General features: G+C 65.1%; 15 protein-coding genes. 4 read left to right on the plus strand and 11 right to left on the minus strand.

The features are described 5' to 3' along the window. Window positions 1-23: 23 nt before the first annotated feature. From GGD66_RS30215 to GGD66_RS30225, 3 genes are all read right to left on the minus strand, one after another. Complete coding sequence (locus GGD66_RS30215; RefSeq protein ID WP_018321712.1) at window positions 24-1,238, minus strand: acyl-CoA dehydrogenase; 1,215 nt, start codon at window positions 1,236-1,238, stop codon at window positions 24-26. A gap of 127 nt (window positions 1,239-1,365) precedes the next feature. Continuing rightward, on the minus strand, window positions 1,366-2,442 hold the full coding sequence (gene ribB, locus GGD66_RS30220; protein ID WP_092263360.1) for a 3,4-dihydroxy-2-butanone-4-phosphate synthase: 1,077 nt from the start codon (window positions 2,440-2,442) through the stop codon (window positions 1,366-1,368). 177 nt (window positions 2,443-2,619) lie between these two features. After that, on the minus strand, window positions 2,620-4,350 hold the full coding sequence (locus GGD66_RS30225; RefSeq protein WP_183259980.1) for a cation:proton antiporter: 1,731 nt from the start codon (window positions 4,348-4,350) through the stop codon (window positions 2,620-2,622). A gap of 67 nt (window positions 4,351-4,417) precedes the next feature. Between GGD66_RS30225 and GGD66_RS30230 the strand changes: the two genes are divergently transcribed. Together GGD66_RS30230 and GGD66_RS30235 are read left to right on the plus strand one after the other, a co-directional pair. Further along, window positions 4,418-4,945, plus strand: coding sequence for a DUF3124 domain-containing protein (locus tag GGD66_RS30230; protein ID WP_026202604.1), 528 nt, complete (start codon window positions 4,418-4,420; stop codon window positions 4,943-4,945). Between the two features lie 88 nt (window positions 4,946-5,033). Beyond that, window positions 5,034-6,266, plus strand: coding sequence for a PLP-dependent aminotransferase family protein (locus GGD66_RS30235; RefSeq protein ID WP_183259982.1), 1,233 nt, complete (start codon window positions 5,034-5,036; stop codon window positions 6,264-6,266). A 10-nt stretch (window positions 6,267-6,276) separates the two neighbouring features. Here the strand turns inward: GGD66_RS30235 and hpaD are convergent, their stop codons facing one another. Together hpaD and GGD66_RS30245 are read right to left on the minus strand one after the other, a co-directional pair. After that, window positions 6,277-7,131, minus strand: coding sequence for a 3,4-dihydroxyphenylacetate 2,3-dioxygenase (hpaD, locus tag GGD66_RS30240; RefSeq protein WP_183259985.1), 855 nt, complete (start codon window positions 7,129-7,131; stop codon window positions 6,277-6,279). Between the two features lie 18 nt (window positions 7,132-7,149). Then, on the minus strand, window positions 7,150-7,422 hold the full coding sequence (locus tag GGD66_RS30245; protein WP_026202606.1) for a helix-turn-helix domain-containing protein: 273 nt from the start codon (window positions 7,420-7,422) through the stop codon (window positions 7,150-7,152). A gap of 159 nt (window positions 7,423-7,581) precedes the next feature. On the opposite strand from GGD66_RS30245, the gene GGD66_RS30250 reads away from it, so the two are divergent. Beyond that, the gene (locus GGD66_RS30250; protein ID WP_177237516.1) at window positions 7,582-8,034 is read left to right on the plus strand and encodes a hypothetical protein; all 453 of its coding nucleotides are present in this window, start codon (window positions 7,582-7,584) and stop codon (window positions 8,032-8,034) included. A gap of 95 nt (window positions 8,035-8,129) precedes the next feature. Continuing rightward, a complete protein-coding gene (locus tag GGD66_RS30255) occupies window positions 8,130-8,369 on the plus strand; it encodes a hypothetical protein (protein ID WP_092262629.1) in 240 nt (79 codons plus the stop codon). Window positions 8,370-8,549: 180 nt separating this feature from the next. On the opposite strand, the gene GGD66_RS30260 is transcribed toward GGD66_RS30255, so the two are convergent. The 6 genes from GGD66_RS30260 to GGD66_RS30285 form a co-directional block, all read right to left on the minus strand. Continuing rightward, window positions 8,550-9,368, minus strand: a complete 819-nt coding sequence (locus GGD66_RS30260) for an aldo/keto reductase (RefSeq protein ID WP_026202609.1) — start codon at window positions 9,366-9,368, stop codon at window positions 8,550-8,552. A 197-nt stretch (window positions 9,369-9,565) separates the two neighbouring features. Then, a complete protein-coding gene (locus tag GGD66_RS30265) occupies window positions 9,566-11,140 on the minus strand; it encodes an alkaline phosphatase (RefSeq protein ID WP_183259987.1) in 1,575 nt (524 codons plus the stop codon). Window positions 11,141-11,295: 155 nt separating this feature from the next. Next, entirely contained in the window at window positions 11,296-11,715 is a 420-nt protein-coding gene (locus tag GGD66_RS30270; protein WP_183259989.1) for a hypothetical protein, read from the minus strand. A gap of 105 nt (window positions 11,716-11,820) precedes the next feature. Beyond that, entirely contained in the window at window positions 11,821-12,822 is a 1,002-nt protein-coding gene (locus tag GGD66_RS30275; protein WP_183259992.1) for a nitronate monooxygenase family protein, read from the minus strand. A gap of 313 nt (window positions 12,823-13,135) precedes the next feature. Beyond that, a complete protein-coding gene (locus GGD66_RS30280; RefSeq protein WP_183259994.1) occupies window positions 13,136-14,755 on the minus strand; it encodes a DHA2 family efflux MFS transporter permease subunit in 1,620 nt (539 codons plus the stop codon). Then, entirely contained in the window at window positions 14,752-15,900 is a 1,149-nt protein-coding gene (locus GGD66_RS30285) for an HlyD family secretion protein (RefSeq protein WP_183259997.1), read from the minus strand. Before GGD66_RS30285 ends, GGD66_RS30280 begins: the two co-directional genes overlap by 4 nt. Window positions 15,901-16,036 lie beyond the last annotated feature (136 nt).

The raw sequence follows: 16,036 nt of genomic DNA on the forward strand, positions 1-16,036 counted from the left end.
TCACGCGTTCACCGCGTAGCCGCTCAGAAAAACGCCTGAATGCCCGTGATGGCGCGCCCCAGGATCAGCGCGTGGACGTCATGCGTCCCCTCATAGGTGTTGACCGTCTCGAGGTTATGGACGTGGCGCATCACATGGTACTCGATCGAGATGCCGTTGCCGCCGTGCATGTCGCGCGCGACACGGGCGATGTCGAGGGCCTTGCCGCAATTGTTGCGCTTCATGATCGAGATCATCTCGGGCGCGAACTTGCCCTCGTCCATCAGGCGGCCGACGCGAAGCGAGCCCTGAAGGCCGAGCGCGATCTCGGTCTCCATGTCGGCGAGCTTTTTCTGCACGAGCTGGGTCGCGGCAAGCGGCTTGCCGAACTGCTTGCGGTCGAGCGTGTACTGGCGCGCGCGGTGCATGCAGTCCTCGGCGGCGCCGAGCGCGCCCCAGGAGATGCCGTAGCGGGCACGGTTGAGGCAGCCGAACGGACCCTTGAGACCGGAGACGTTGGGCAGCAGGGCATCTTCCGGAACCACAACGCCGTCCATCACGACCTCACCGGTGATGGAGGCGCGAAGCGAGAGCTTGCCGCCAATCTTCGGCGCGGACAGGCCCTTCATGCCCTTTTCCAGCACGAAGCCGCGGATCTGGTTGTCATGCGCGGCCGACTTGGCCCAGACCACGAACACGTCGGCGATCGGCGCGTTCGAGATCCACATCTTGCTGCCGGTGAGACGATAGCCGTCCGCGACCTTCTCGGCGCGGGTCTTCATGCCGGCCGGATCGGAGCCGGCATCGGGCTCGGTCAGGCCGAAGCAGCCGACCCACTCGCCGCTGGCGAGCTTCGGCAGGTACTTCTTGCGCTGGTTCTCGTCGCCATAGGCGTAGATCGGGTACATGACCAGCGAGGACTGCACCGAGTTCATCGAGCGATAGCCGGAATCGACCCGCTCGATCTCCCGCGCGACGAGGCCATAGGCGACGTAGCTCGCATTGGCGCAGCCATATTCCTCCGGCAGCGTGATGCCGATCAGGCCGAGCTCGCCCATCTCGTTGAAGATCTCGCGATCGGTCTTCTCTTCGAGATAGGCCTTGGAGACGCGCGGCAGCAGCTTGTCCTGGGCGTAGGCGCGGGCGGTGTCGCGCACCATGCGCTCGTCTTCGGTCAGCTGCTCGTCGAGCAGGAACGGATCGTCCCACTGGAAAGAAGCCGCAGCCGGCTTGTCCTTGGCCTGAGGGCGCACGCTCATGAAACGTCCTTTCGTCTGGTTCCGTCAAAATTTGCCCGACAAACTAAAGCGCCGCGGCAACAAGTGCAATTGCATCCTGGTTTCGGTCGTTCCGGGGCGCAACACCGACGAACCGGAAATGCCGTTGTCAGGTTTCGAGCTGCTCGTTGGCAACGATCTCGATGCCGAAGCCGGACAGGCCCTTGTAGTCGTGCACCGAGGAGGTGAGATGCCGGATCGAGGTGACGCCGAGATCGCGCAGGATCTGCGCACCGACGCCGACCTCGCGCCACTGGCGGTTGCGGTCGGCCTCGGTCGCGCTCTCGTCGGGCAACGGGGACACGGGGACACCGGCCGCGCCGTCGCGCAAGTAAACCAGGACGCCGCGGCCTGATTTCTTGAAATGCTCGAGCACGGCCGCCATGCGCTTGTGGCCGGTGAAGGTGTCCTTGACGATGTTCGGCTTGTGGAAGCGCGTCAGCACGTTCTTGCCGTCACCGACGCCATTGTAGACGAACGCGACGTGGGCGATGGAATCGAACGGCGAACGATAGGCATAGCCCTGCAAGGGTCCGATCGGGCTTTCGGTGACGAAGGTCGAGACCCGCTCGATCAGCTTCTCGCGCGCCTGGCGGTAGGCGATCATGTCCGCGATGGTGACATGCTTCAGCTTGTGCTGGGCGGCGAAGCGGGCGACCTGCTCGCCCTTCATCACGCTGCCGTCGTCGTTCATCAATTCGCTGATGACGCCGACCGGCGGCAGGCCGGAGAGCTTGCACAGATCGACGGCGGCCTCGGTATGGCCCGAGCGCAGCAGCACGCCGCCATCCTTGGCGATCAGCGGGAAGATGTGGCCGGGCCGGGCGAAATCATTGGCGCCGACATTGGGATTGGACAGCGCGCGGCAGCAGGAGGCGCGCTCCTCGGCGGAGATGCCGGTGCCGCCATCGGGCTTGTAGTCGATCGACACCGTGAAGGCGGTGGTGTGCGCGGAATCGTTGTGGGCCACCATCGGATCGAGCCGCAGGCGGCGCGCGTCCTCGGTGGTCACCGGCGCGCAGACGATGCCTGACGTATGGCGGATGATGAACGCCATCTTCTCGGCGGTGCAGAGCGAGGCGGCGACGATCAGATCGCCCTCGCCCTCACGGTCCTCGTCGTCGGTGACGACCACGAGCTCACCCCGGGCAAAGGCCTGCAAGACTTCCTGGACGCTATCGGGCATGTCCCAATCTCTATCGGTTATGGGCGGGAGGCTTAGCCGGACTTGGGCCGGGGCGCTAGTGTCCTGGACGCAACCGCATATGCCCGACGGCAGGCCTGCCAAGGTGGGCAGGCTTGCACCGAAGATACCAGGGATATAGGCGCGGAATGCCGGGAAGGAAGACGGCCGGTCCCCGCGTCAGGGCAGCACTTCGCGGCGCTCGCCGAGCCGCTGGTCGAGCTCGGCGCGCTTGTCGGTCAGCAGGCCGGCCTGCGCGGCCTCGATCACGGTAAACAGCTCATGAGCGTCGCTAAGGCGGGTCACGGTGACGTAGCTGGCGCCGGCCGCATAGAGCTCCTCCACGTCCGACAGGAGATCGGCCGTGGCCACGATCAGGGCGGTCGGATTGAGCGCGCGGACGTGGCGGACCAGCTTCTCGTTGCTGGCGCCCTTCAGCAGCGAATCCGGCACGCTGAGGATGATCATCTCGGACTTGCCGACGCCGGCATGGAGCAGCGTATCCGCGCTGCTGATGTCGCCATAGATCACGTGCAGGCCGCGCGACAGCAACGTCTGGTACACATTGGGGTTGAAATCGACCACGGTGATCTGCTCGAGCAGCACCGGCGCCTGCCGTTCGATCTCGGCCAGCAGCGCGCTCGCCGCACGGAAAAAGCCGAGGATGACGATACGGCGGGCCTCGCCATGGCCGCCCTCGTGCCCCTCCTCGGCATGGCCGTTGCCGTGGTCGAGATCGCGCAGGCCGATCCGCTTCAGGGGGCCGATGGCCCAGCGGGTGATCTCGTCGCTGCGGCTCATCGCGAAGGTCGAGAGCACCGCGAGCACCACGAAGGCGAAGGAGGCGGCATTCGCCGTCTGCGCTGCGATATGGTGATCGGCAACGCCGGTCTGGATCACCACCAGCGAGAACTCGGAGATCTGCGCGAGGTTCAGCGCCGGCAACAGGCTGGCGCGCAAGCCCTGCTTCATCAGATAGAGCGGCGTGAAGGTGGTGACGAGGCGGCTCACCACGGTGAAAGCCGCGATCATCAGCGCCAGCCAGATCACGGAGAGGCCGGGGACGGGAATGGTCATGCCAAGCGCGACGAAGAACAGCGTGATGAAGAAGTCGCGCAGCGTGGTGACCTTGGCGGTGACGTCGAGCGCGTAGGGAAAGGTCGAGAGCGAGACGCCGGCGATCAGGGCGCCCATCTCGCGCGACAGCGACAGCCGCTCGGCGGTCTCGGCGACGAGAAAGCACCAGGCCAGTGCGCCGAGCAGGATCAGCTCGGGCCGCCGGGCGATCTGGTGGAACAGCCGCGGCAGCACGTAGCGGCTCACCAGCAGAGCTGCGGCGACCAGCACCGCGACACGGCCGATCGAGAGCAGGATGACGCTGGCTTGCAGATTGGCAAGGCTGGGCTGCACCGCCAGGAACAGGATGGCGAAGATGTCCTGCAGCACCAGCACGCCGAGCGTGATGCGCCCCGGCAGCGTGTCGAGCTCGCGTTTCTCGTAGAGCACCTTGACGATGATCACGGTGCTCGACAGCGCGCAGGCGACGCAGAGATAGACCGCATCGAAGTGCCCGCCGCCGAGCGACAGGCCGATGCCGACGAAGAACAGGACCCCGAGCAGGCAGCCGCCGAGCAGCTGGCCACCCGCCGCGAACAGGATCACCCTTCCCGCCCGCACGATCTTCTTCAGGTCGATCTCCAACCCGATCATGAACAGCATGAAGATCAGGCCGAGCTCGGAGATGACGCCGATCGATTCCTGCGAATGGACCCAGCCGGCGCCGAATGGACCTATGCAAAAGCCGGCGATAAGATAGGCCAGAATGAGCGGCTGCCGGGAGAAATGGGCGAGAAGGCCCAGCATCCAGGCAAACAGAATACAGAGAGTGATGTCGCGAATGAGCTCGTGCATGCCAAATTGGTCCGTTTTGCCGCACCCTAGAGACGGGTTGCGGCGCGGCAAGCGAGCAATTCGTCACATGCGAAAAGGGCTGTTCGCAGCAATGCTTCTATGCCCCCTCGCCTTTGCCGTGCCCGCCGCCGCACAATCCAAGGTCAATATTGAACAGAACTTTGCCGATTCCCTCGCCGCGCTGCCGAAGGAGGAACTTGCAATCTCCGGTGGATTCTACGTGCCTGCCTATTCCAGCGTCGCAATGAGCCAGGGCAAGCTGCGCGTCGACTTCTCGGTGACCTTGAGTGTTCACAACGCCTCCGAGACGCAAGCACTGGTGATCAAACGCATCGCCTATTTCGACACCGCAGGCAAGCAGGTCGAGAGTTATCTGAAGGCGCCCGTGGCCTTGAGGCCACTTGCCACCGTCTCGATCTTCATTCCGACCGACGACGTGCGCGGCGGGACCGGGGCCAATTTCCTGGTCGACTGGGCTGCGACGGGCGAGATCGCCGAGCCCGTGGTCGAGGCCCTCATGGTTGGCGGCGTCGCCAATGCGCATTACGCTTTCATCAGCCAGGGCCGTCCGACCAGGACGGCCACAAAGAAGTGAGTCCGTCCGACCCGGACGGCTGGCAAGAAGTAAGGCTGGCCGGCGCAACACCGGCTGGCTCAACAAGAACAAAACGAGGAACACCCCCATGACGTCCAGCTTCGATTTCGCACCCCTGTTTCCGGCAGGGCTGCCGGCCCCTTCTGCGCGCTGGACGGGCCTTGCCAAATACAGTTTCGTCGGCGGCAACAACGATTCCGAGCAACTGCCGCTCGACGGCCTGATCGAGGCGACCAACCTCGCGCTCCAACGCGAGGGCCGCTCACTCGCGACCTATGGGCTGGCGCATGGCCCGCAGGGCTACCTGCCCTTGCGCGAATTCCTGGTGACGAAGCTCAAGCGCGATGCCGGCATCAACTGCACCGTCGACGATCTCCTGATCGTCTCCGGCTCACTGCAGGCGCTCGACCTCGTCAACGCGACGCTGCTGACCCGCGGCGACACCGTCATTTTCGAGCAGGACAGCTATCAGGGCTCGCTGACCCGCCTGGCGCGGCTCGGCGTCAATGTGGTCGGCGTCCCCCTCGACAAGGACGGCATGCGCATGGACGTGCTGGCCGCGACACTGGCGGACCTGAAGAGCCGCGGCATCCGGCCGAAATACATCTACACCATTCCGACGGTGCAGAATCCGACCGGCAGCATCATGCCCGAGAGCCGCCGCACTGAGCTGGTACGGCTCGCGACCGAGTATGGCGTGCCGATCTTCGAGGACGATTGCTATGCCGACCTCGTCTGGTCGGGGCAGCGGCCGCCGGCGATCCATGCGATGAGCCCAAACGGCGGCGTGATCCATATCGGCTCGTTCTCCAAATCGATCGCGCCGGCGCTGCGCGTCGGCTTCATCGTGGCGCCCTGGGCGGTGATGTCGCGGATGCTGGCGCTGAAGACCGATGCCGGCTCCGGCGCGCTGGAGCAGATGGTGCTCGCCGCCTATTGCAAGCCGCATTTCGCGAGCCATGTGCCGGCGCTGACCAAGGCGCTGCGCACCAAGCTGGACACGCTGATGGAGGCGCTGAACGAGCAGTTCGGCACGGCAGCGGAATTCGAAGAGCCGAAGGGCGGCATCTTCCTCTGGGTCAAGCTGCCCGACCAGGTCGATACGCTGAAACTCTATCAGGCCGCACTCGCCGCCGGGGTCTCGATCAATCCGGGGCCGGAATGGTCGACCAACAAGAGCCATGCCAGCTCGCGCCTCAGGCTGTGCTTTGCGAGCCCGACGCATCAGCAGATCCGCGAAGGCGTCGCCGTGCTGGCCGAGGTCTGCCGCAAGGAGTTCGGGGTGCCGGCCCGGAGTGCCAATGTCGAGAAGCGGGCTTGAGGCCGCGGCCTCACGCCTCGACGTGAAACTCCACGTTGACTTGGCCGCTCCCGGAGGACGGAAAATAGTCGCAGAGCTGCTCGGCGGCGCCGCGATAGTCGTACCAGCCGAGCGCGGCGAACAGCATGATCGTGTCGGCCATGCCGCCTTCGCCGTTGCACTTGGTGGCGTAATCCGGAAGCATGTCGAGGAATTCGCGGTAGCGGCGGCTCTGCCACAGCTCGAGCACGCGCAAATCGACCTGACGGTTGAACTCGCTGGCGACCGAGGTCCAGGCCTCGGGGCCCAGCTTCTTGTTCGGCCAGAGCCGGTGCGAGAGCGAACCGCTGGCGAGGATGGCGACCCGTTCACCGGATTCGTCGATCGCGCGCCGGGTCGCTTCACCGAGGATCCGGCTCTCCTCGAAAGAGGTGAAGAGCGGCGAGGCGACCGAGACGACCTTCGCGAAGCCGTCCCGGTTCAGGTAGTGCATCGGCACGACGGTGCCGTATTCGAGCCCGAGGCTGGCCACCTGATGGGCGATCACGTTCAGGCCGGCGTCCCCGGCCCTGTCGGCGATGGCTTCGGCCAGGCGCGTGTCACCCGGCAAATCGTAACGCAGATCCTGGATCATCTGCGGCGCCTCGTGGCTCGTGAACGAGCCGCAATGCCGCGCATTGGCGTTGATGTGGTAGCCGAAATTGGAGAGCCAGTGGGTGTCGAACACCACGAAGCAGGTGACGCCGCGCTCTTTCGCCCGCCGGCCGAGCTCGCGCAGCGAATCGACGGCGGCTTTGCGCGCGTCGCGTAACGGGCTGCCTGATAGCTCCGACAGCATCAGCGATGGAACGTGGGTGACCTTGGCCGCGAGTACGAGTTGCCCCATGGCGGTCACCTCGAAGCGTCAAGCCGCCTGTGGCTGGCTGCCGTGGATCGCGGAGGCCAGCCGCAGCAAGAGGACGATCGAGACGTTGCCCTTGCCGGCTTCGATCTGGGCGATATAGCGCTCGGAAATCCCGGAACGGCGGGCCAGCTCGCGGCGCGACAGGTCGCAGCGCATGCGCGAGGACCTCAAGCGATCGCCCAGCTCGGTCAGAAACGCGGTCTCGGAATAGGGCGGCACGGCACAGCTCCCCGGCAGCACTTCGCCCGCAAAATCCATGACTTGATTCAGCATTGGTCTATCCAGGTTCGCCTTCGGGAAACGCCATCCTACCCCGGAAAAGACCGGCCTCATTGACGCGGATCAAATTCGCGAGCGATCGGCCGCAGCCATGGACGGAAGCGGGCGGGATGCTACACTTTGGAATTCTTCGAGGCGGGGTTTCTTCAGGACATGACGCGTTGTTTGAGCCGCTGGATCGCGGCTGCGATGCTGTGGGCGGCGATCACCTCCACGGCAGGTGCCGAGACGTTGACCGCGACGGTCGAGCAATGGGGCCTGCTCGGCTCGTGGGCGGTCGATTGCGCCGTCCGGCCCGACCGTGACAAGGGCGCGCTCCTGACTTACGAAATCCGGAAGGACGGCCGGGTGATGTACCGGCGCAATTTCGGCGAGGCCAATGACGAGAACGAGGTGGTGTCGGCCACCGTCGGCGCCGAGGGCCTGCTCAATGTGATGGTGTACTTCCCCTCGCTGCACCAGGCGCGTGAGTTCGGGCTGCTGCTGGCGAAGGATGGCAGCCTGCGCGCGATCTACAATCGCAGCGAGCGCGGCGAGTACACGATCAGGGACGGCAAGTACGTCGCGACAGGCGCGCCGACGCCGGCGCAGCAACGCTGCGATTAGTCACCTGAACAGCTGTTCAGAATTCTCCCGCGTTTCCTCCGGAACGTTCGCGCGAATGCGCGGTTTAGATTTGCATTCGATTGGAGGAGGACATCATGAAGAAGCTTGGTTATGTGGTTGCGGCCCTGGGTGCGCTCGTGATCGCGGCGCCGACGCTGGCGAGCGCGGAGACGGTGGTGATCAAGCGCGGCGGCTACCACCACCATCATCACGGGCCGTACGGCGCTCGCGCCGAATTCCGCGGCCATCGCGACCATGGTTGGCATCGTGGCTGGCACAATCGCGACAAGGTCGTGGTGATCAAGCGCAGCCATCGCCATCACCACTGGGACTAACGCGCGACGCATCATGGAAATGGCCCCTCTCGGGGGCCATTTCTTTTGCGTGTCGTCAGTCTTGTAGGGTGGGCAAAGCGAAGCGTGCCCACCGCTTCCATAGTGCCGAGAGGCGGTGGGCACGGCGCAAGTGCGCCTTTTGCCCACCCTACGAGCCTGCCATGCGCGTTTGAAACGAAGCTAATCCCAAGCCGGCGCAAAGCCCGGATTGACGCAGCGGCGGTCCTTCGGCAGCGCCGCGATCTTGTTGCGGTCGGCATCGTCGAGCGTGATCTTCAGCGCATCGAGATTGGCCTGCTGGCTCTCCCGGCGCGAGGCCTTCGGAATCGCGGCGACGCCGTCCTGGTCGAGCAGCCATTTCAGCGCCACCTGCGCGGCGGTCGCGTTGTGCCTGGCGCCGATCTCCGCCAGCACCGGCTCCGAAGCGATGCGGCCTTGCGCGAGCGGGCAATAGGCCACCAGCGGGATCGACTTCGCGGCGAGATAGGCCAGCACCTTCGATTGATCGAGCATGGCGTGATATTCGATCTGGTTGCAGGCGATCGGCGCCCTGATGTCCTCAACCACGGTCTTGAGCAGCGCCGTGGTAAAATTGGCAACGCCAATCGCCCGCGTACGCCCCTCCTGCTTCAGCTTCATCAGGGTCTCGAACACCGCACCCCAGTTCGCAGCCTTCGACGGCCAGTGCACGAGATAGAGATCGACATGATCGAGCCTGAGCTTGTTCAGGCTGGCATCGAAGGCCCGCCGGATCGCGTCGGGGCTGAGGTTCTCATGCCAGACCTTGGTCGTGACGTGCAGCTCGCCGCGCGGAAGGCGAGCCGCGGCAAGGGCAGCGCCGATGGGTTCTTCGTTGGCGTACATCTCGGCGGTGTCGATGTGGCGATAGCCGATCGACAGCGCGCTCTCGACCGCGGCGCGGCAGGCATCGCCCTGCAGGCGGAAGGTGCCGAGGCCGAGCTTGGGCATGCTGATGCCCTGGGTCTTCAGATTGTCCATGAACAGGCTCCTGACGTCGTTCAACCCGCTGGAAGCACGCGGCGTTGCCGCGTGGGCGGACTCTTCGGTGATGGAAAAGAGATGGCGGGAGCGAGCAGCATAGCCCGGCATGGGCAGCGCGGCCAATCAAGATCGGGTTAGCGGCGCGCCATGCCTATCCTTCGTCATGGCCGGACCCGCGCACAGCGTATCGCCCCTCACGAATGCTGCGCCACCACGGCCGGGCGGATCTGCGATTGCGGCACGATGTCGACCGACCAGAGGTCGCGATTGTCGACGTCCTTCAAGGTCACGGTCATCACGCCGCTGGCGCCGTCGATGTCGACGCGGCCGAAGAATTGCAGTCCGAAACACGGCGCCAAATTCTCGCCCTGCGCCGCACTGCAGCCGTTCTGGTACATCGGGACCGGACCAAAGGTGTCGTCGAGCTCACCCGGGCCCCAGGTGCCGGCGTGTAGCGGGCCGGAAACGAACTCCCAGAATGGCTCGAAGTCTTGAAACTGCGCCTTGCCGGGATCGTAATAATGCGCGGCGGTGTAGTGCATATCGGCGGTGAGCCAGACGATATTGCGCACGCCGGCGCGCTTGATGGAGGCCAGAAGGTCGGCGATCTCGTGCTCGCGCCGGTCGGGCGGCCCATCGCCGAGCGCGACGGCGTCGAGACTGATCAGGCCGATCGGAAGATCAGCCGCAATCACCTTCCAGGTTGCGCGCGAGGCCGCAAGCTCGCGCTTCAGCCAGGCGAGCTGCTCGGCACCCAAGATCCAGCCGCGGTGATCGCCGCCCTTGTTCCAGCTGTCGTCGCGATAGCTGCGCATGTCGATCATGAAGACGTCGAGCAGCGGGCCGTAGGCGATCTTGCGATAGACCCGGCCTTGCTCTGCGCCGATATCGCGGATCGGCATGAAGTCGAAGAAGGCGCGGCGGGCGCGCGCAATCAGGCGCGGGGTGCCGTCGTCCTCATAGCCGGCCTCGTCGTGGCTGCAGGCCGGCGACCAGTCGTTGGTGACCTCGTGGTCGTCCCACTGCGCGAACATCGGCACCTCGGCGTGAAAGGCGCGAAAGTTCTCGTCGAGATGGTTGTATTTGTAATTGCCGCGAAACTGCGCCAGCGTGTGCGCGACCTCGGACTTTTCCTCGGTCACGAGGTTGCGCCAGATCTCGCCGTTCGGCAGCTTCTGCTCGGAAGGGACCGTGCAGTCGGCGTAAATGTGATCGCCGGAGTGGATGAAGAAATCCGGGCGGTTGTCGAGCATGGTGCGATAGCTGCGATAGCCGCCGCGCGAAATGTCGATGCCCCAGCCCTGCCCCGCGACATCCCCGGACCACAGGAACGAGATCGAGCGGCCAGCGGACGGCGCGGTGCGGAAATGGCCGATGCGGCTTTCGCCGGCAATGCCGGTCGCGACGTCGTCGAAGCGCACGCGGTAGAAGATATCCTGGCCGGGCGGCAGATCGTTCAGCAGCAGCTTTGCGGTGAAATCCGCATCAAGCAGAGCGTCGCGCGAAGCTGACGCAATGATGGTCTTGAAGCTCTCGACGGTCGAGCATTCCACCTGCATCCGCGCGGGCCGGTCGGCGCGCGCCCAGATCACGGCGGAGTCGCCAGAAACATCGCCGGACTGAATACCGCCCGCGATCTGCGGCCGGTCGGCGGCGCGGCTGAGGTGCGGCATTGAGAGCGTGCCGAGCGAGGCGACGGCGAGGCTGGAGGTCGAGCGGACCAGGAATTGCCGCCGGGTCCATGCGCGCGAAGCGCGGAGCGTTGCCATTCAGGAAACCTTCGTCGAATCGCGACGGAAGGTGCCTGCGCTCCTTGACTCCTACCCTTACGGTTTCTTGACTCCGCGCCTACGGTTTTGCGACGCGCGGATGACGGGGCGAGATAGCCCCGCAGGCGGGGAGAGGCGTAGAAGAAACGAAGCGTCTAGCGCTGCCAGTTGCAGATGCCGCCGGAACGACAGGGCCAGGTCTGGATGCGGGTATCTCTCGCCTGTGCATCAAGCGGATTGCTGCGGCGATGCGCGAGCTTGGCGCGGGCTCCACCGCGCGGCTGCGCCGGCTTGCCGTGCGCGACCTTCGGCTCGGCTACACGGACGCGCTCAGCGGCAACCTTCTTCGGCACGTCGACCGGCTCGGCGCGGGCCTGCGCCTCGTTGCCACCCTTCGCCTCGAGTGCAACCGGCGCGAATTGGGTCTCGGGCCCGAGCCGTTTCGGCGACAGAACGGCCTTCGAAAGGTCGAGACCGAGATATTCATCAGGCTTGTAGTCGTCAGCGCGCGCGAAGCCACCCCATGCGATCACGAGGGCAACGGCAACTGCAAAAGAAACGCTTTTCAGGACCACGGATGCCTCCTGAAATTGATTTTGAAGGTATTTTATCCTTATTTAGGAGGCCTCGCGCGCGATTCCAGCGTCCATTTGCCGCCGTGGTTAAGAAGTTTGGCGGTGTCAGGCGACCTTTCGCGTCGCCCCCGTCCCATCCAGGAACCCCATCAGACGGCTGCGGATGATCTGTTCCGCCTCGCTCATGATGCGATCGACGAGTTCCTTGCAGGAGGGGATGTCATGGATCAACCCTGCGACCATGCCGCAGCTCCAGGCGCCGGCGTCCATCTGTCCCTCCAGCATGATCCTGGGATAGACGCCCGCGACCTGGTCGTGAATGTCGTCGATCTTCAGCTTGTCGCCCTTCTCGCGCTCGATCTCGATGAGGCGATCGACATTGGCGTTCCTCAGCACGCGTTCGGTGTTGCGCAGGCTCCGCATGATCAGGCGGGTGTCGAGCTCGGTCGCCGCGACCAGAGCGTTCTTCACGTTCTGATGCACCGGCGCTTCCTTGGTGGCGATGAAGCGCGTGCCCATGTTCATGCCGGCCGCGCCCAGCGACAATGCCGCGACGAGGCTGCGCCCGTCGGCCATGCCGCCGGAGGCAACGAACGGGATCTTCAGTTCCTCCGCCGCGCGCGGCAGCAGGATCATGTTGGGAATGTCATCCTCGCCGGGATGACCGCCGCACTCGAAGCCGTCGACGCTGACGGCGTCGCAGCCGATCCGCTCGGCCTTGAGTGAGTGACGCACCGAGGTGCATTTGTGGATGACCTTGATGCCCGCCGCCTTCAGCGCCGGCATGTATTGTTCGGGGCTGCGGCCCGCCGTCTCCACCGCCTTGATGCCGCCCTCGACGATGGCCGCGATGTATTCCGAATAGGGCGGCGCCGCGAAGGTCGGCAGGAAGGTGAGGTTCACGCCGAACGGCTTGTCGGTCATGTCGCGGCAGCGCGCGATTTCCTTGGCGAGCAATTCCGGCGTCTTCTGCGTGAGGCCGGTGATGATGCCGAGCCCGCCGGCATTGGAGACGGCAGCGGCCAGCTCGGCAAAGCCGACGAAATGCATGCCGCCCTGGATGATGGGGTGCTCGATGCCGAACAGCTCGGTGATCGCGGTCTTCACTTAATTCGCCTCCCGGAATTTGCTCAGGTTGGGTTCAGTCTAGCCGGACTTTTGCGCCGCGGTCACCATTTCTCTCCGAGGGAGCGGGCCAAAGGAGCCGAGGAGGTGAGTCGAGACACCAAGTCTGGTTGCAAGTCCCGTCATCCTGAGGTGCGATCCTAGCGGCGCGGCGCGCCGCTAGGTGAGCCTCGAAGGATGTACGGCCCAGCTGCGAGCCGGGCCGTCGCCTTCGAGGGCCGCTGAAGAAGCGGCCATCTCAGGGTGACGGGGAGACAGCGTCAATCGCGGTAAGACCAAGCCACAGTGCATACTCTCAATGTCCCCGCGCCGGCGCGCCCAGCTTGATCGGCCGCAGCACCGCCGCCGTGGGGATCATCAGCACCGCAATGATCGCCAGCGTCCAGAACACGTCGATATAGGCGAGCAAATCAACCTGCTGCTGCAAGGTGCGGCCGACCCAGGCGAGCGCCTGTGACGCGGCATCGCTCGCGTTCGACCCTTGCGCCTGGAAGTAGCGCGTCATCGCGTCGATGGTCTGCTGATAGCCGAGGTCGGATGGCGCGGCGTGCTCGATCAGTCGGCTCTGGTGGAATTGCTGGCGCTGCGCCAGAACCGTCTGCGCCAGCGCGACGCCCATGGATCCGCCGATGTTGCGGGCGACGTTGATCAGCGCAGAGGCCTGGTTGGTCTTGTCAGGCGGAACGCCGTCATATGACGCGGTCGTCACCGGCAGAAACAGGAATGGCAGGCCCAGCGCGAGGAAGATGCGCGACAGCGCCGCATAGCTATAGGTGATGTCGCCGGTGAGCCCGGTGAGATGCCACATCGAGAACGCGACGATGGCAGCGCCGAACATGATCAGATATTTCGGCTGCACCGTGCTGACGAGGCGGCCGACCACCGGCATCAGCACCAGGGTCGCGATGCCGCCGGGCGACAGCGCGAGGCCGGCCAGCATCGCCGTGTAGTTCAGCTCGGTCTGGAGCAGTTGCGGCAGCAGCTGGGTGGTCGAGATCAGCACCGCGCCCGTGCCGAGCATCACCAGGAAGCAGGCGGCGAACTGGCGCCGGCCGAGCAAGCGAAGATCGACGATCGGATCTTCCCGCGTCAGCTCCCACGGGATCAGCGCGACAAGCGAGACCGCGGCCAGCACCGCGAAGACGACGATCATGTTCGACCCGAACCAGTCGTTGCGCTGACCCTCGTCGAGGACGAATTCGAGCGAGCCGAGCCCGATCGCGACCAGCAGGAAGCCGACATAGTCGACGCGCAGGCCCTTGCTCAGCAGCTTCTCCCTCTCCTCCTCCGCTCCCGACGGCTCCTTGACCAGCGTACCGACCAGGAACAGCGAGAGCAGCCCCATCGGCACGTTGATCAGGAACACCCAGTGCCAGCTGTAGGTATCGGTGATCCAGCCGCCCAGCGTCGGACCGATCACCGGCGCGACCACGACGGCGACGCCGTAGATGGCGAAAGCCTGGCCGCGCTTGTGCGGCGGGAAGGAGTCGGCGAGGATCGCCTGCTCGCTGGTGGCCATGCCGCCGCCGCCGAGGCCCTGCAGGATGCGGAACAGCACCAGCGATTGCAGATTCCAGGCGAAGCCGCACAGCAGCGATGCGATCGAGAAGATCGCGACGCATATCATGTAGAAGCGCTTGCGGCCGATCACCGTCGACAGCCAGCCCGAGATCGACAGCACGATCGCGTTGGCGACGAGATAGCTGGTGATGACATAGGTGCTCTCGTCGATGCCGACCGCGAGCCCGCCGGCGATGTGGCGAAGCGCGACATTGGCGATGGTGGTGTCGAGCACCTCCATGAAGGTCGCGATCGAGACCACGAAGGCGATCAAATAGGGATTGTGCCCGCCGGCCGCGGAGCGCTCCGGCGACCAGCCGCCTGCGGATGCGCCGCCTTGCGCAGCGTCCGTCATCGCACCCTGGTCCAGGGCACGACCGACATGCCGGGACCGACCGGCAGATCGGCCGGCCAGTTGTCGACCACGATCTTCACCGGCACGCGCTGCACCACCTTGACGTAGTTGCCGGTCGCGTTCTCCGCCGGCAGCAGGCTGAACGCGGTGCCGGAGCCCGGCTGCACGGAATCGACATGGCCGGTGAGCTTGCGGCCGGGATAGGCATCGATGCGGATCTCGACCGGCTGGCCCGGACGCATGTCGTTCAGCTGCGTCTCCTTGTAGTTGGCGACGATCCAGACCTCGTCGGGCACGAACATCATCAGGCTCTGTCCCGCCGTGACGAAGGTGCCCTTGGCGCCCGAGAGCTTGACGACACGGCCCGATTGCGCCGCGACGACGTTGGTGTACTGCAAGTTCAGCTTGGCTTGATCGAGCTGCGCCTGCGACTGCTCAAGCTGCGCCTTGGCGCCTTCGAGCTGGGCTTGCAGCGTCTTGATGCCGAGTTGCGCCGCCGTCACCGCGGTCTTGGCGCGCTCGGTATTGGCCTGCTGGGCCTGAAGGTCGGAACGGGTCTGCTGCTGGCGCTGCACGGTGCCGGCCCCCTTCTCGACGAGATCCTCGGCGCGCTTGAACTCCTCTTGCGAGAACTGCAGCTGAGCCTGCGCCTGTTCGAGCTGTGCCTGGGCCTGCTTGATCTGCTCCTGCTGCGAATCGATCTGCGCCTCGACGTTGGCGACGTTCGCCTTGGCGCTGGCGACTTGCGCATTGGCCTGATCGATGGCGATACGGTAGTCGCGCTCGTCGATCCTGGCGAGGAGATCGCCCGCACTGACGTGCTGGTTGTCCGTCACCGGGATGTCGGTCACGTAGCCGCCGACTTTCGAGGCCACCGAAAAGCTGCGCGCGGCGACGAAAGCATCGTCGGTGGATTCATAGTGGCGCGCCTCGAGCCAATAGAGCAGACCGCCAACGAGCGCGGCGATCAGCACGAAGGCGCCGGCGGTTGCCAGCAGCCAATGCTGACGAAGCCGGTCTCGCAGCGACGGCGCCTTCGCCGGCTGACTGGTCTCGCTTGTATGATCGGGAGGCGTTCTTGGCGCTTCCTTCGCCCTCTGCGGTTGCTCCGCGGACGGCCCACGCTCCCGGGTTTGAGCATCCACGGCCAACACCTTTCTCGGGACTCAACCGGCGGCAGGTGGCAACGAGCCGCCTCGCCCGCCGCGAGCCTAACCGCAGCACCGAAGCATGGTTCCGCATCGCGAGAGGCCCGCCGCCATTCGTGAATGCCTGCTCAAA

The organism is Bradyrhizobium sp. CIR48, assembly GCF_014198315.1.
GTDB lineage: Bacteria > Pseudomonadota > Alphaproteobacteria > Rhizobiales > Xanthobacteraceae > Bradyrhizobium.